Origin of the sequence: Microcoleus sp. Aus8_D2 (genome assembly GCF_036702665.1) — a bacterium.
In the GTDB taxonomy this organism is placed as follows: domain Bacteria; phylum Cyanobacteriota; class Cyanobacteriia; order Cyanobacteriales; family Microcoleaceae; genus Microcoleus.
Window position 1 is genome coordinate 135806 of record NZ_JAUBUN010000005.1, and the last position, 14434, is coordinate 150239.

The following is a 14434-nucleotide window of genomic DNA, read 5'->3' on the forward strand; positions in this document are numbered from 1 at the left end:
AGGACTTCAGTCCTTCTAAAAAAGGATCGAGCGTGAGGACTTCAGTCCTTCTAAAAAAGGATCGAGCGTGAGGACTTCAGTCCTTCCTAAAAGGTTAGTAGTGAGGACTTCATTCCTTCCTAAAAGGATCGAGCGTGAGGACTTCAGTCCTTCTTGAAATTTTGTAATAAAGAAGGACTAAAGTCCTCACTACTAACCTTTTTTATTAAAGGTACTAACATAAATTTACCGTAATAAAAAGGACTGAAGTCCTCACTACGAACCTTTTTTGTGTAAGTTATTAACCTGAATTTACCGTAAGAAAGAAGGACTGAAGTCCTCACTACGAACCTTTTTTATGGAAGTTATTAACCTAAATTTACCGTAATAAAAAGGACTGAAGTCCTCACTACGAACCTTTTTTATGGAAGTTATTAACCTAAATTTACTGTGATAAAGAAGGACTGAAGTCCTCACTACGAACCAAGGTTATTAACATAGATTAACAGATATGGCTTGCAATTCTTTAGCCTTTTCTTCCGGTAAAGCATCGTTAGCAAACATTCCCGCGGCCAGTTCGGTTCCAGCTAGGTATTTTAGCCGATCGCTCGATCGATAGGGCGGATAAAACTCAGCGTGCAGATGCGCCTCCGGGTGAGGCTTTCCGTCTGTCGGCCCTTGAAACCAAGCCATCAAATAAGGGAAAGGGCGGTGCCACAAACCGTCGTATTTAAGGGTGACTGTTTTTAAGGCTTTGGCAAGCGATCGACGCTGTTTTTCGGTAAGATCGATAAATGTGGCTGCTGGTGCGATCGGCGCAATCCAGACTTCGTAAGGATAGCGGGCGCAAGCGGGGACAAAGGCGATCGCATCGGAGTCTAAATACAGAATGCGCTGTTTGTCGGCTATCTCTTTTTGAATCAAATCTTGCAGCAAACCGCTGTTATTTTTTTGATAGTAAACCGACTGACATTCTAACATCCGCGCCGGCACCGGAGGCACGAACGGATAAGCATAAATTTGACCGTGAGGGTGGTGCAAAGTTACTCCGACTTCGACACCGCGATTTTCAAAGGGCAAGACATATTCTATCTCGGGATTGCTGCCAATCGCGGAAGTGCGATCGGCCCACACTTCTAACAGTAATTCTAAGTGACTTAACTCCAAAGCACCTAACGAAGCCAGCGGATCTTGAGTAAAGACTACCACTTCGCAAATGCCCTTAGCGGGCAAAGTTTCCACAATATTTGTAGGTGCATTGTGTGCCTGCAAAGTCATCGAAGGAAAGCGGTTGTCAAAAACAGCTACGTCGTATTGGCCAGGGGGTAATTCTGTGGGAAACTTAGGGTTAATTGTCGCAGCCAGCGGGTTGTATTCCGGCGGCGGCATGAATGTTCTGCCCTGGCGGTGGCTGGCATATGCTACCCATTCCCCCCGCAAAGGATGCCAGCGAAAATGTGGGTTTGCCTTGACGGGTTCATTGCTGGGACTTACGGCCGCGATGCCTTCTGGGATTGGGTAGCGGCTGTACAGTGTCAGCGGGCGGCCGTCTGGTTTTTGCAATATTTGGGAGTGCATTTTGGTTGGGGCGGGCGATCGGCTTTTAAGAGATTTTAGAAGTATAACTTCGTTCTTTAAGGATTTGCCCCTACCTAAAGTCGCAAATTATATTGATAAGTCAAGTTAGGAGTGCCAACTTAGGGCGATTGTTCGGCAGGGGTAGAAACTCCTGCCAGACTGAAGGTTGAACATTAAGCTGATGCTTTAAAGCTGATTTTCCTTAATTTGCACCATTGCCATTGAGATCGAAGTTTTCTAGGATGGGAATTTCTGAAGGTGAGGATGCTACTATTCGCAGATTGATATCAACTATGATTTGATTTTTATCAAGAACTACATTGGCTTTTTTTATGATAAATTTTGCTGATAAACAATCACCTGATTCAGGTTCTGTCGGCTGGTATGTTTTATATCCTGCTTCCTCAAGCCATTCACAAATATTTCTCCAGTTTTCTACCTTTTCATCGCCCTTGCCTACAAGTTTTTTGACATATTGATAAATTGTATTGCAAAAGTCAACCGCAATTCCCTTAGCGTTTTTATTGAGTTGTTCGGCAATTTCGGCGGGACTGTGGCTGGAAAGCAAGCCGCGCAGGTGCAGCTTTTCGGTGGGGGTGAGGCGCTTGCCTTTAGCAGATGCGAGGTCTGTGTAGAGGGTTTCTAAATCCCAGTCGCGGGCAGCTTCGGGGAAGCGATCGCCGATCGTGCTCATAGGCGGAGTGTGTGTTTGGAGTTTTCCTAATGGGATTCTAACACGATTTCTAATGGTTATTAGTTTCTTAGCTAAGCTTGGTTAAGTTATATTAAAAAAAAGCAGGTTAATTCTCGATCTCTAGCTATCACGGAAAAGCTCACTTCTTGCGGGGTGTCGTTTTGTGCTGGACAGAGTTATCGACACAAACTCCTCATTATTACGGATTAACGAATAAATGTTTAAAGATGGATACAAGAAAGAGGCACTAGAAAGACTGCGCCTTGCAGTAGAAAATTACGAAAGATCGTGTCAGTATTTACAAAATTCCGCTGGAAGTCTTTATCAAACGCGAGTCAATCGTGGGGTCGAGATTATCCAACTATGCGAGAATTACATTAACACGCTGGCCAACTCACCAAAAGAATTTAGCAAAGTTGCTACAAAACTGAAGTTTCAGCTTAAAGAAATTACTGGGAAAGATTGGGATCTAGTTTATGCAGAACCCAATACCAATGTAGCAGGATCTACTGCTGGTGCAGGAGTCATGGCTGGAGCTGGAGTTGCCCTCTTTGGACCAACAGCAGCGATGGCAATTGCCACAACTTTTGGAACAGCCTCAACGGGTACTGCGATTGCTTCCCTTTCCGGTGCTGCTGCTACTAATGCAGCTTTAGCTTGGTTGGGAGGCGGTGCACTTACTGCAGGTGGTGGCGGTATGTTGGCTGGAAATGCACTGCTGGCACTAACAGGGCCGGTGGGCTGGGCGATTGGTGGTGTAGCTTTGGCAGGTGGTGGAATGATGCTAACTGAGCAAAATAAGAAAATTGGCAAAGAAGCTACTAACCATGCAATTGAAATTGAACGTGACACAGCTAAAGTCAACGCAACCAGGACAGAAGTAAACTTGCTGGAACAGGAAACTGTCAAACTAGCAAACCTTATTCAAAGTGAACTGCAATACTTCAAGCAGAATGCACCTTTGAATTACTTGGATTTTAGCCAAGGTCTCAAACAAAGGCTGGCGACTTTAATCAATTCCATTAATTCCCTGAGCAAGTCACTTAACAAGACCGTAGACCTGAAAATGTAATTATAATTTGGAGTGCAGCATTGTTCTCTAGCCATTGGGAAGCAATGCTGCTTTTTTTTAACATGGAAACAAGAGAAAACAGACATCAGACAACTCAATTTGTGGCTGTAATAGTAGCTGAGGAAAATCTGCGCGGTGCAGAACAGCTTGCAACGGAACTCAGTAAACAAGACCGAGCGTTTTTTTCAGCGGTCGGGGAGATTGATAAAGTTCGTGATTTTGTGGGTACTCCCGAAAACATTCTGGGAAACGCAAGCACGAAACACGGTGAAATAGCCGAGCAAGTAGAGGTTGGTATTCGCAATGCAAAATCTCTTTTGAAATCCTCTGAAATGCGCGCCACTTTTGAGGGAGTGGGTAGAACAGCACCCGAAGATTATTTAATTGATGGGGTTAAGGTACAGTCTAAATTTGTAAATGGGATGGGAAATAATTTAGACCACGTTCTCGACCACATGAAGAAATACGAAAACTTTGGTAGAGATGGGTCATATTACCATATTCCTAAAAACCAATATGAGACTATTGATAAAATATTGAAAGGGGAACAAGTCGAGGGAATAACAAGCCGTACCGCTCAAATAATACAAGAAAAAGCTCAAGAAATAGAGCAAATGTCTGGTCGTCCTTTCAATCATACTGTCAAATCTGCATCATCCAACTATGAAGATGTGCAAATAGGCAAAGTTGACGAGACGCTAGAGCGCAAAGAGCATGAATTAAAGCAAGAAAACAAACAAATTAAGGATGGGATACGCGACGACGCTCAGCCTACTCTGACTGATTTTGGTCATGTTGCTGTTAAAGGCGCGGTTATCGGAGGTAGCATTCGGTTTGCTACTAAGCTTTACGCTAAGCATAAGCAAGGTAAAAACGTTTTTAAGGGCGAGTTAACCCTTGAAGATTGGCAAGAGGTTGGACTTGATACCGTCAAAGGAGCAGCGCTCAGTGGTATATCGGCAACGGCTATTTATGGGTTAACCAATTTTGCCCAAATGTCTGCTCCTTTAGCTGGTGCTTTTGTTAGTGCAGGTATGGAAATTGCTAGTTTAGTTGGTAGTTTGAATCGAGGAGAAATTACTCGCGATCAATTCGTTGAGTTGAGTTTGTTCGCTTGTGCTGATTCAGCCATTGTTGCTGCTGGGGCTACTGTCGGACAAGCTTTGATTCCGATTCCTGTTGTTGGCGCAGTCATTGGTGCAATCGCGGGTCGAATCGTGACTGGTTTCTGTAAGCAATTCTTGGGAAAAGATACTCAAATTGCTCGACAAGTGGAACAATATTATCAACAGTCTCTGGCTAGAATTGACAGAGCTTATAAGGCAGCAGTTGCTAATCTTGTTGCTACCTATGAACGATTAGGGAACTTAGCTGAAGCAGCTTTTGATCCTAACTTAAACCTTGAATTGAAATTGCAAGCTAGTATCGAATTAGCTGAAGCTTATGGCGTTTCTGATTCCAAGATTATTCACAATGTAGATGAGCTTGACTCTTTTATGCTGGGTTGAGCGAATACAAAGGAAATCAAATTTAGTATTGTTAACGCACATTTAGTATAAGGTGCGCCGAAGCGCACCCTACAGAAGCACTTATCAAGTCTGCGGCTTCAGCAGCGGTTCAATCTGCTGTCTTTGATACTGCAATTCATCCGCTAAAGGCTGGTAAATTTCCCGATCGCCCGATTCATTGCAATAATCCCACAAACCATTGTAACAGTGCCTGTCATCGTCCCAACCCGGATGGTTGACGATCGGATACAAGCAAACTCCCTCGATCGGCACTCCTGCTTTCAGCGCCGCCGCTACCTGATTGCACACATAATTAAACCAGACAGGTCTAAAATCGTCTTCAGTGCCTGTTTCTGCGACGAATAAGGGGCGGCCGTAGCGATCGAACACTTCTTGCAGCATCTCGCCAAACGGGCGGTATAGCGGATCGGTGTATTTCATCGGGTGTTCGTTGTGAATCCACTGATTGCGATCGTAATAATTCACCCCAATAATATCGAGATATTTTTCCTGGCCGCCGAGCTCGGGGAGAAAGCGTCCCGCCAACATATCCCAAGCTTGATATTGAGATAAGCGATAACCTTCTGCAAGCTCTCGATCCTCGGGTTTGTCAGGAGCGGCAATAATATTAATTACGGGGTCGATTTGCACGATGCGGCTGCGGGGATTGATTTCCCAAACAGATTCTATCGCTGCGATCGCAGCTTTGACTAGCTGAATTTTTAGTTCATCTCCCCGCCCTCTAGCAAAGGGATTGATGTAAGCGACATCGCCGCCGCCCCAGGCAATAAATGAAATTTCATTGACAGGTGTCACGAAAGGTGTTTGGTCTGTTTCATTGGTTAGGACTTGCATAAAAGCGCCCGCCATCTTGGCAAACCTCGACACGAATTCGGGGCTGAAAATATCAATATCGTCCGGCCAGCCGTAGTGAAACAAATCCCAAATTACCTGCATTTTGGTATCGCGGGCGGCGCGAATTATGGGCAGGGCGCTGGAAAAATCGTATTGTTCCGGCGACTGTTCGATTAAGTGCCAGCGGAGGCCTTCGCGGACTGTGTAAATGCCTTGCTGTTGCAAGCGCTGGTAGTCGGCGATCGCAAATTTGTCGTGGCCGGTGGCGGCTGTGACATCAAGGCGTTTTCCCGATCGCAATTTGTGCGTAGAACATTCAAAACCGCCCATGAAAAAACTTTGAAACATCAATCTAATGGGGGATGGGGAATGGGGAATTGGGCATGGGGCATGGGGGATGGGGCATGGGGGATGGGGCATGGGGGATGGGGAATTGGGCATGGGGGATGGGGAATTGGGAATTAGCCAAACAGGGAATTGGGAATTGGCAAAACAGGGAATTGGCCAAACAGGGAATTGGTAATAGGTAATTGGTAATAGGTAATTGGCCAAACAGGGAATTGGGAATTGGCCAAACAGGGAATTGGTAATAGGTAATTGGCAAGATCTGAAAACTAAGAGCTAATCAAAAAAAGCACCAATGCCCAATGCCCATGCCCAATGCCCATGCCCAATGCCCAATGCCCCATTCCCAATGCCCCATTCCCAATGCCCATGCCCAATGCCCAATGCCCCATTCCCAATGCCCCATTCCCAATGCCCAATGCCCAATGCCCCATGCCCCATTCCCCATTAGCACTGAGTAATAGTTGGCGGCTGCGAACTTTCTTCGGGAATATCCCAGCCGAGAGTTGCCGCCGCGATCGCCTGTAGGGGAAACTTAGGAGTGCGATCGGCATACAGCAAACCATTAGCTTCTTGGAAAGTATCAGTCAACTGCGTGTAACAAAATCCGCTGAACATTTCCACTCGGTTTACCACGTGCAATAGCGCCGTGTAGCGCTTTTGCAGTTCTGATGTGTCGGACGCCCGCACGTAGCCCCAAACCCGGTGAAAATCGGGGTTTTCCCGCCCCGCGCAGGCGATACCGCCGAATTCCGTCAGCATCACCGGCTGTCCTTGGTGCGGGTGCCCGTCCAGAGTGAGGACGCGCCCTCCGGGACGCCCGCGATCGAACAAATCGACTAACTGGACTTCGGGCCCGTAGCGCTTGGCTACGGTTTGCGGGTTGTTGTCGTAGTCGTGAATCGCCAGGATGTCGGTATCTGTGCTTTCCCAGCCGTCGTTACCGATGACGGGGCGAGTCGGATCGAGGGTTTTGGTCAAGAAATACAGCGCTTGGACGTAGTTGCGGTGGGCGGGCGCTTCGACTAAATTGGGAACTCCCCAAGATTCGTTGAAGGGCACCCAGACTACGATACAGGGATGGCTGGAGTCGCGATCGATCGCTTCCGTCCACTCCCGCGTCAACCTGTCAACGGCCTTGGGAGTGAAGCGGTAGGCGCTGGGCATTTCTTCCCAAACTAGCAGCCCCAGCACGTCGGCCCAATACAAAAATCGCGGATCTTCGATTTTTTGGTGTTTGCGGACACCGTTAAAACCCATTGCTTTGACTAATTCGACATCGCGGCGCAAAGCTTCGTCGGAGGGGGCCGTCATCAGGGTGTCGGGCCAATAACCTTGATCGAGCACCAGTCTCAGGTAGTAGGGGCGGCCGTTCAGCATGAAGCGATCGCGCTGGATGCTGACTGTCCGCATGGCGGTGTACGATTTAATCTCGTCGAGCAGTTTGCCGTCGGCCCACAACTGCACTTGAGCGTTAATTAATGTCGGTTTTTCGGGACTCCACAGCAGTTCGTTGCGGTAGTCGTCGATCCCCGGGTCTGAAAGGGCGATGCGGCGGTGGATTTCGCCGTTGATGACTTCGTAGGTGTCGTTGACGAGCAGCAAACAGCCGATCGACAGTTTAACTTTAATTTGAATCCCAGATTGGCGATCGCCCGCCACAAACGCCTCAAAACCGATTTCCCAGCGTTCAAACTGCGGAGTCCAGCGGATGCGATCGATATAAGTGTGAGGCACCAATTCTACCCACACCGTCTGCCAAATGCCAGTCGTGCGCGGATACCAAATGCTGTGCGGTTCAACTTGCCAATCTTGCTTCCCGCGCGGTTTCGCCAAGTCTTGCGGGTCGTCCTGGGCCCAGACTGTCACCCGCTGCGGGCCTGTGGGGTTAATAACTGCTGTAATGTCTGCGGTGAAAGGAGTGTGTCCGCCTTCGTGTTCGATGACAAACTGACCGTTTACCCAGACGCGGGCGCGGTAGTCTACGGCGCCGAAGTGGAGGAGAACTCTGCTTTCTGTGTGGGGTACGTCAAATTCGCGATCGTACCAGCAGTTAGCGTGAAAATTCGTGTCGCCGATCCCGCTTTTTGGCGATTCCGGAGCAAACGGCACTTCTATAGTGCGATCCCACTCAGAAATGTCGATCGGCTGCACGCAGCCTCCCGCGTCGTCATAAGCAAACCTCCACTGACCGTTCAGACAAATCCAGTTGCTGCGGCGCAATTGGGGGCGCGGATAACCTGTTTTGCGCCCTTGAACAGTCATCTTGTTGTCTAGAGTGGAAGACTCTTCAATATCGCAATTTTCTAGTTCTCTACCTAACCAACTCATCGGCACATCTACCCGAAGTTATATTTATAGGTTAACGACAATTCCCCCGACTTTGACAAGTTTTTTGCGATCTAATTTATCCCTCAATAATTAAAAAGTTTCACTTCAAACAGCCTGAACTTTAAATCAAACAAACTGAGCCTTAAGCGAACAAATTATTCAGTCGTAGGGTGCGTCGCCGTTAAAAATCCCTAAAAAAAATCGACTTTTCGAGTAGCGACGCACCTGATTTCTTAAATGGTTCGTACCCAAAAATCCCACAATTATAGCCTTGCTCAAAAAGATGAGGTATGCTTGTTTTTTAAGTAATGAATTAAAAATAAAATCGGCAATCATAAAAAAGCTTGGGGTTTGAAAGCCCAGAAGCCCCTCACCAATTACCACAAGCGTGCCTCATCTATCTGAAAAAAGCTATAGGGATTGTCTGGCTTCGATGTACCCTAGAAATACTCCCGCTCTCTCCTAGCTGACAACACTTTGCAAACCTCCTAACGGTTCAGTTAGCTCACTTTTGATGGCAAGTTCTTCCGGAGGCGGCAAACACTGAAATATCTGTTCTAGTCCCGTGAGTTCAAATAGCATTCTAACTTGTTCGCTCATGGCAGACATCAAAAGTATACATCCGCTGTCTCTAACTAATTTCACGATCGCCACTACAGCCATTAACTCAGAATTTTTCAAGAACTTGATATTTGAGAAATCGATCATCAGAATTTTGCCGTCGCTTTCAATTAGGCGCTCTATTTCTTTCTGAAACTGAGGAAATTGAGAACCTTCCAAAACCTGATGAGACAAAATAATTTTCACGATCACGCTCATTTTTACCTCAACGCTTGCTTGAATTGTTAAAGAACTTTTGATGAAAACCAAGTAGGTGCGCACTGCGCACCTTACATTTTCAACTATCGCCGTAGACTTTTTGCCCCTTACAAACTCAAAGCTTCCAGCTACTTGCTAGCAAATTTCCCGTTCCCGTTGACAGCAGCGACTTCTAGAGAAGCGGGGGCTGGGTTCTCGGCAACTGCATTCGACGAGCTTAAATTAGAGGCCGACTCGTTAAGATTTGCCACCAATTCAATCACCGGCTTGGTCGTAATTTGAGTATAAGTTGTCAGAGCTTGAGCGACAACTTGATCCATGTTGTAATACCTGTAAGTCGCCAGCCTTCCCACGAAAGAAACTCCCGGAGTTGCATCAGCCAAAGCCTTATATTTCTTGTAAATTTCCGCATTTTCTGGACGCGGAACCGGGTAGTAAGGGTCTCCCTCAGCTTGGGGATATTCGTAGACAATGCTCGTTTTTAGATGTTCTTGTCCGGTGAGGTATTTAAACTCCGTGCAGCGAGTATATAAATGCTCGTTGGGGTAGTTTACTACTGGTGCTGCTTGATGTACCGGTACGTTCAGCGTTTCGTGCTTGAATTCCAAGGAACGGTAAGGCAGTTTGCCGTAGCAATAATTGAAATAGGAATCCACAGGCCCGGTGTAAATCATTTCACCGTAAGGAATAAAACCTTCAATCTCGCGGTAGTCGGTATTCAGCATCACCTTGATGTTTGGGTGATCGAGCATCTTTTCAAACATCCGAGTGTAGCCGTGCAGGGGCATTGCTTGATAGGTATCGGTGAAATAGCGATCGTCCCGGTTAATGCGAGTGGGTACGCGGGCAATCACTGATTTGTCGAGTTCCGACGGGTCCATTCCCCACTGTTTGCGGGTGTAGTTGCGGAAGAATTTCTCGTAAAGTTCGCGGCCGACTTTGCTGACAACGACATCTTCGGAAGTGCGAATATAATCCTTTGGTTCGGCTACCTTCGCGAAGAAATCTTCTACTTCAAATGATGTGAGATTCAGTCCGTAAAGTTTGTTGACGGTGTTGAGATTGATGGGAATTGGCAGCAGTTGACCGTCAACGCTGGCAAGGACGCGGTGTTCGTAAGGCCGCCACTCGGTGAACTGCGAAAGGTACTCGAAAACTTGGCGGGAATTGGTGTGAAAAATGTGGGGGCCGTATTTGTGGACGAGGATGCCGTGATTGTCGTAGTGGTCGTAGGCGTTGCCGCCGATGTGGTTGCGGGTATCAATTATCAAGACTGTTTTTCCCGCCTGATTTGCTAGTCTTTCGGCAATAACGCTACCTGCAAATCCTGCTCCGACAATTAAATAGTCAAACATTAAAACACCTCTGAATTTTGGTAATTGGTAATTGGTAATTGGTAATTGGCAAGCTAGTATTTTTGAGTGTTAAACCTCAAAAATCCTAACTTAAAACTTTCATCCTGCCTTCTGTTTTCTGGCTTTTGCCTGCGATCGCACTTTCGATCAACCCCAGCATTTCGCCCCAGGTATTGTCCCAAGAATTGTCTGCTAAAAAGGCATCTACTTCGCCCAGCCACTTGGCGCGTGCGTCCGAAGTTTCGCCCATGATTTCTTCAGCAGCAGCAACGAATTCTGCAACATTGCTCGCAATCCGAACCAAGCCGTTTTCTCCGTAGGGGCGCACCACGTCGCGGATGGGAGTAGAAATCACCGGTTTGCCGGCAGCAAGGTATTCGGGAGTTTTCGTGGGACTAATAAATTTAGTCGATTCGTTAATCGCAAAAGGCAGCATTGCTATATCCCACCCGCCAAGATACGCGGGCAATTCTTGATAAGATTTGCCGCCGAGATAGTGGATGTTTGGGTTAGTTGGTAGAGTTGCCGGGTCGATTTTCACCACCGGGCCAATGATGACTAAATGCCAGTCCGGCCTCGCTTCGGCAATCCCGCCCAGCAGTTCGATATCCATGCGTTCGTCTATAACGCCAAAAAATCCCAAACGCGGGTGAGGAATGTCTTTTTGATCCGCCGGTTCTTCAGAAAGATTCCTGGCTGTAGCAAAGTGTTCTTTTTCGATGCTGCTGGGGAAAGCATGAATGTTTGGGTGCTGGTGCTGTTTGGCTTCGTAGAGGCTGTGTCCGCCTGTAAATACGACGCTGGCGCGCTTTAATAGTTGGGTTTCATTTGCTTTTAAATTCGGGTGCGCGCCCTGAAAAGCTGACAGTTCGTCCATGCAGTCGTAGACTACAGCTAGCGGCTTTAAGTGGTTGGTGAAATTGACAGCCATTGGTGTGTAATACCAGAGGATGTACTGGCTAATTTCTGCTGCTTGAAACAAATCATCTAGCATGGCTTGCTGAGCAGTTTGCGCAGTTTCTTCGCTGATTCCTTCGCTCAGGTGCGGTACTATTATCCAGACTCCGGTTTCGTGAATGCTGACATCAAGCCGCCAATCTGTAGCCGAGCTGAAAACAGGTTCTTCTATAAAGAAGACGCGGCGATTTTTGGCACAGCGGCCTAAGAGATGTTGCGGACGCTGATAGACGAAATTCCACCGCAAATGAGACAGGCAAACTAAATCCGGTGCATCTAAAGCAGCAGCTTTTGATAAGTTAGCGCGCAATGCGGGTGAGGGTGCGAATTGAGAGGGAGATTTTGCGGGATCTATCGAGGTAAATCGGATCTCCCATGCTCGACCTTTATTGCTATAATTTTTGTTTACTGAGTTTTCTGGGGGGGACATAATTAGCCTCTGAAATTTGTCAATGAAAATTGGTCAATGCAAATTGATCCGGGAAATTTTGTCAATACGATATCCTTCCCAGCAGTCTCTTGCTGAAAGTCGCAAGCATCAATCTGAGAATTTTTAGGGGCCAGCAAGCGCCGCATTTATTGGCTCAAACAAAGCAACTGCTTAGGTGCGGAAAAACACGCTTATCTGCTTTTTTCAGAATTGAAACTGGAGATAAGTTAATATTCTTAGACTTGCTATTGTTGTTAAATCTAACTCATTTTTTCTGCGATTACTTCTATCTGAAGGATGACTTCGATCGCAGGGCGTGCCTCGCTTGCACGCTTTTCAAAAGCGGTTAAAATGCCGATCGCTCTTGTAAAATGACTCTTAACTGGCAGGTACGGGGATCTACCAGTTTAGATTTGAGATTTGAGATTGAAGAATTGAATAATTGGGAATGACTGATGAATTAAGGGTTTGAAGCTTGCCTACCGTTGCATTGTTTTTTTGAACAGGTGTTAAAACTGAGCGAGTTTTAGGGCTTTATTTGGAGAGGATAGAAAATTTGCGATCGAGCTTTTGTTGCCTTTTGATTTGACAAACCTCGCCTTTCTTACACTCATCCGATCGCAAATTTCCTAAATTTGTATCTGAATATACAAGTTTTTTGCCGAGATTTATGACTTCCGATAGATTAACAATTGACAGTTTATGTATTTGGGCTCAACCCACATCTGGTACCCTTCTCAACTATACCGGAGAAACCAGGTAACAGCCACGAGAAACCTAGGATTTTACGCGAGTCTGCTACAAGAAACCAAGGTGACGAGATTGGTGCAAGATGTGAGGTTAAACTGACACCCAGAGTACAAATCTCAATCATCCCTCTAAGGGCGGGTTTGCCCATATCTGCGATTCCCGCACCAAATATCGACGCAAACCCGCGACTAGAAGATAGCAGCAACTTTACAGTCGGCGGCTGTCTATTTTGGCGATTCCCCCTCCAAAGGCAAAATCTTGCACCATCGAACTCTTTAAGAAATCGTGGGGAAAACCCAATTCAATGGCACTTACTTTGTCTAGCTGCTGCATTTGTTCGGGAGTTAATTCAAACTCCAAACAAGCGAGATTTTCTTGAAGTTGCGAGAGTTTGCGGGAACCGACAATGGGAATCACATCGATTGGTTGCTGGCGCAGCCAATTTAGGGCTACTTGAGAAGGAGGTTTGCCAATTTCGGCTGCTATTCTACCAACTTCAGCAGCAATATTTAAATCGCGTTCGCTAATTTTTCCAGATTCAGGTGAATTAAGCCGTTTGGCTTCGCCGGCGGTTTCTGAAATGTTGTATTTTCCGGTCAGCAAACCGCCTGCTAGGGGGCTCCAAGCTGTGACGCCAATATCGAAGGCTTTTGCCATGGGGAGCAAATCCCGTTCGGGAGTTCGCTCTTTTAAAGAATACTCGATTTGCAAGCCGATAAATGGTGTCCAGCCGCGCAGGTTGGCGAGGGTATTTGCTTGAGAAACAATCCAAGCCGGTGTATCGGAAATGCCGATGTAGAGAATTTTGCCTGCACGTACCAAATCGTCAAAGGCGCGCATTACTTCTTCGACGGGTGTGGTAAAATCCCAAGCGTGCAGCCACAGCAAATCTATGTATTCAACTTGCAATCGCTTCAAACTTGCTTCTACTGCTTGTACCATATTTTTGCGGTGGTTGCCGAAACCGTTGATGTCGCCATTTTTCATGTTCAGGCTGTATTTAGTTGCAATTACCCATTTTTCGCGATCGCCTGCGATGAAGTCACCGACATATTTTTCGCTGGTACCGTTGGTGTAGAGATTCGCGGTATCAATGAAATTGCCGCCTGCTTCTGCAAAGGCGTCGAACATTTTCCGGCTTTCGTCGTAGGAACCGCCCCAACCCCAGTCTTCGCCAAAAGTCATGCTTCCGAGGCAGATTTCGGAAACGCGAAGTCCGCTGTGACCTAGTAGTTTGTATCTCATGTCATTTATCCGTTAGTTCTTGACGCTTAAGAGTCTATATCTGAATTTACCGTGCCCGCATCAGTCGGAGGTGAGGGGCTTTGGGGGTGCTGTCTTTGCGGAGCTCGATGTTGAATGTTTTGCCAATTTAGTCAAATTGTCGATCGCCCTGGCATTTTACTCTTGGCTGGTGATTAAACCAATATATCTTAAATGGGTTCTATCTGGATAATTTTTCCGACCTACCTACTTGATTGCTAAGTGCTAATTTATAATCGTATGATGTCCCGTCAATTACTCGTAATAAATCAGGTTTGTAGTGAGGAATGCGAGTCCTATTCATGGATGCGGACTGAAGTCCTCATAAATCAGGTTTGTAGTGAGGAATGCGAGTCCTATTCATGGATGCGGACTGAAGTCCTCACTACGAACTAATCTGGATGCGGACTGAAGTCCTCACTACGAACTAATCTGGATGCGGACTGAAGTCCTCACTACGAACCAATCTGGATGCGGACTGAAGTCCTCACTACGAAC

At 46.7% G+C, this 14434-nt stretch carries 12 protein-coding genes; 3 read left to right on the plus strand and 9 right to left on the minus strand.

Going from position 1 to position 14434, the window contains the following annotated elements:
• Positions 1-471: 471 nt before the first annotated feature.
• Together galT and QUB64_RS05835 are read right to left on the minus strand one after the other, a co-directional pair.
• On the minus strand, positions 472-1557 hold the full coding sequence (gene galT, locus QUB64_RS05830; protein WP_333265796.1) for a galactose-1-phosphate uridylyltransferase: 1086 nt from the start codon (positions 1555-1557) through the stop codon (positions 472-474).
• A 202-nt stretch (positions 1558-1759) separates the two neighbouring features.
• Positions 1760-2251 (minus strand): helix-turn-helix domain-containing protein, encoded by a 492-nt coding sequence (locus QUB64_RS05835; RefSeq protein WP_333265797.1) that lies wholly within the window; start codon positions 2249-2251, stop codon positions 1760-1762.
• Positions 2252-2468: 217 nt separating this feature from the next.
• Between QUB64_RS05835 and QUB64_RS05840 the strand changes: the two genes are divergently transcribed.
• The gene (locus QUB64_RS05840; protein ID WP_333265799.1) at positions 2469-3323 is read left to right on the plus strand and encodes a hypothetical protein; all 855 of its coding nucleotides are present in this window, start codon (positions 2469-2471) and stop codon (positions 3321-3323) included.
• Between the two features lie 44 nt (positions 3324-3367).
• A complete protein-coding gene (locus QUB64_RS05845; protein ID WP_333265801.1) occupies positions 3368-4831 on the plus strand; it encodes a hypothetical protein in 1464 nt (487 codons plus the stop codon).
• Positions 4832-4915: 84 nt separating this feature from the next.
• Here the strand turns inward: QUB64_RS05845 and QUB64_RS05850 are convergent, their stop codons facing one another.
• Positions 4916-6034: a beta-glucosidase gene (locus QUB64_RS05850; RefSeq protein ID WP_333265803.1), complete on the minus strand. Its 1119-nt coding sequence runs from the start codon at positions 6032-6034 to the stop codon at positions 4916-4918.
• Positions 6035-6069: 35 nt separating this feature from the next.
• On the opposite strand from QUB64_RS05850, the gene QUB64_RS32895 reads away from it, so the two are divergent.
• On the plus strand, positions 6070-6216 hold the full coding sequence (locus QUB64_RS32895; RefSeq protein ID WP_442921631.1) for a hypothetical protein: 147 nt from the start codon (positions 6070-6072) through the stop codon (positions 6214-6216).
• Between the two features lie 95 nt (positions 6217-6311).
• Here the strand turns inward: QUB64_RS32895 and QUB64_RS05860 are convergent, their stop codons facing one another.
• The 6 genes from QUB64_RS05860 to QUB64_RS05885 form a co-directional block, all read right to left on the minus strand.
• Complete coding sequence (locus QUB64_RS05860; RefSeq protein WP_333265807.1) at positions 6312-6479, minus strand: hypothetical protein; 168 nt, start codon at positions 6477-6479, stop codon at positions 6312-6314.
• Positions 6479-8362, minus strand: coding sequence for a glycoside hydrolase family 2 protein (locus QUB64_RS05865; RefSeq protein WP_333265809.1), 1884 nt, complete (start codon positions 8360-8362; stop codon positions 6479-6481). The genes QUB64_RS05860 and QUB64_RS05865 overlap by 1 nt, the downstream gene beginning before the upstream one ends.
• Positions 8363-8824: 462 nt before the next feature.
• Positions 8825-9181 (minus strand): STAS domain-containing protein, encoded by a 357-nt coding sequence (locus tag QUB64_RS05870; RefSeq protein WP_333265811.1) that lies wholly within the window; start codon positions 9179-9181, stop codon positions 8825-8827.
• Positions 9182-9309: 128 nt separating this feature from the next.
• Entirely contained in the window at positions 9310-10536 is a 1227-nt protein-coding gene (gene glf / locus QUB64_RS05875) for a UDP-galactopyranose mutase (protein WP_333265813.1), read from the minus strand.
• A gap of 85 nt (positions 10537-10621) precedes the next feature.
• Positions 10622-11923 carry a glycosyltransferase family 1 protein gene (locus QUB64_RS05880; RefSeq protein WP_333265815.1) on the minus strand — a complete coding sequence of 434 codons (1302 nt, stop codon included), beginning with the start codon at positions 11921-11923 and terminating at the stop codon, positions 10622-10624.
• Between the two features lie 957 nt (positions 11924-12880).
• A complete protein-coding gene (locus QUB64_RS05885; RefSeq protein WP_333265818.1) occupies positions 12881-13918 on the minus strand; it encodes an aldo/keto reductase in 1038 nt (345 codons plus the stop codon).
• Positions 13919-14434 lie beyond the last annotated feature (516 nt).

Excerpts from the sequence above, each read along its gene's own strand:
- QUB64_RS05845 (WP_333265801.1), top strand. The coding sequence starts at position 3,368 with ATGCTGCTTTTTTTTAACATGGAAACAAGAGAAAACAGACATCAGACA.
- glf (WP_333265813.1), bottom strand. The coding sequence starts at position 10,536 with ATGTTTGACTATTTAATTGTCGGAGCAGGATTTGCAGGTAGCGTTATT.
- galT (WP_333265796.1), bottom strand. The coding sequence starts at position 1,557 with ATGCACTCCCAAATATTGCAAAAACCAGACGGCCGCCCGCTGACACTG.
- QUB64_RS05840 (WP_333265799.1), top strand. The coding sequence starts at position 2,469 with ATGTTTAAAGATGGATACAAGAAAGAGGCACTAGAAAGACTGCGCCTT.
- QUB64_RS05865 (WP_333265809.1), bottom strand. The coding sequence starts at position 8,362 with ATGAGTTGGTTAGGTAGAGAACTAGAAAATTGCGATATTGAAGAGTCT.
- QUB64_RS05870 (WP_333265811.1), bottom strand. The coding sequence starts at position 9,181 with ATGAGCGTGATCGTGAAAATTATTTTGTCTCATCAGGTTTTGGAAGGT.
- QUB64_RS05850 (WP_333265803.1), bottom strand. The coding sequence starts at position 6,034 with ATGTTTCAAAGTTTTTTCATGGGCGGTTTTGAATGTTCTACGCACAAA.
- QUB64_RS05885 (WP_333265818.1), bottom strand. The coding sequence starts at position 13,918 with ATGAGATACAAACTACTAGGTCACAGCGGACTTCGCGTTTCCGAAATC.
- QUB64_RS05860 (WP_333265807.1), bottom strand. The coding sequence starts at position 6,479 with ATGGGGAATGGGGCATGGGGCATTGGGCATTGGGCATTGGGAATGGGG.
- QUB64_RS32895 (WP_442921631.1), top strand. The coding sequence starts at position 6,070 with ATGGGGCATGGGGGATGGGGCATGGGGGATGGGGCATGGGGGATGGGG.
- QUB64_RS05880 (WP_333265815.1), bottom strand. The coding sequence starts at position 11,923 with ATGTCCCCCCCAGAAAACTCAGTAAACAAAAATTATAGCAATAAAGGT.
- QUB64_RS05835 (WP_333265797.1), bottom strand. The coding sequence starts at position 2,251 with ATGAGCACGATCGGCGATCGCTTCCCCGAAGCTGCCCGCGACTGGGAT.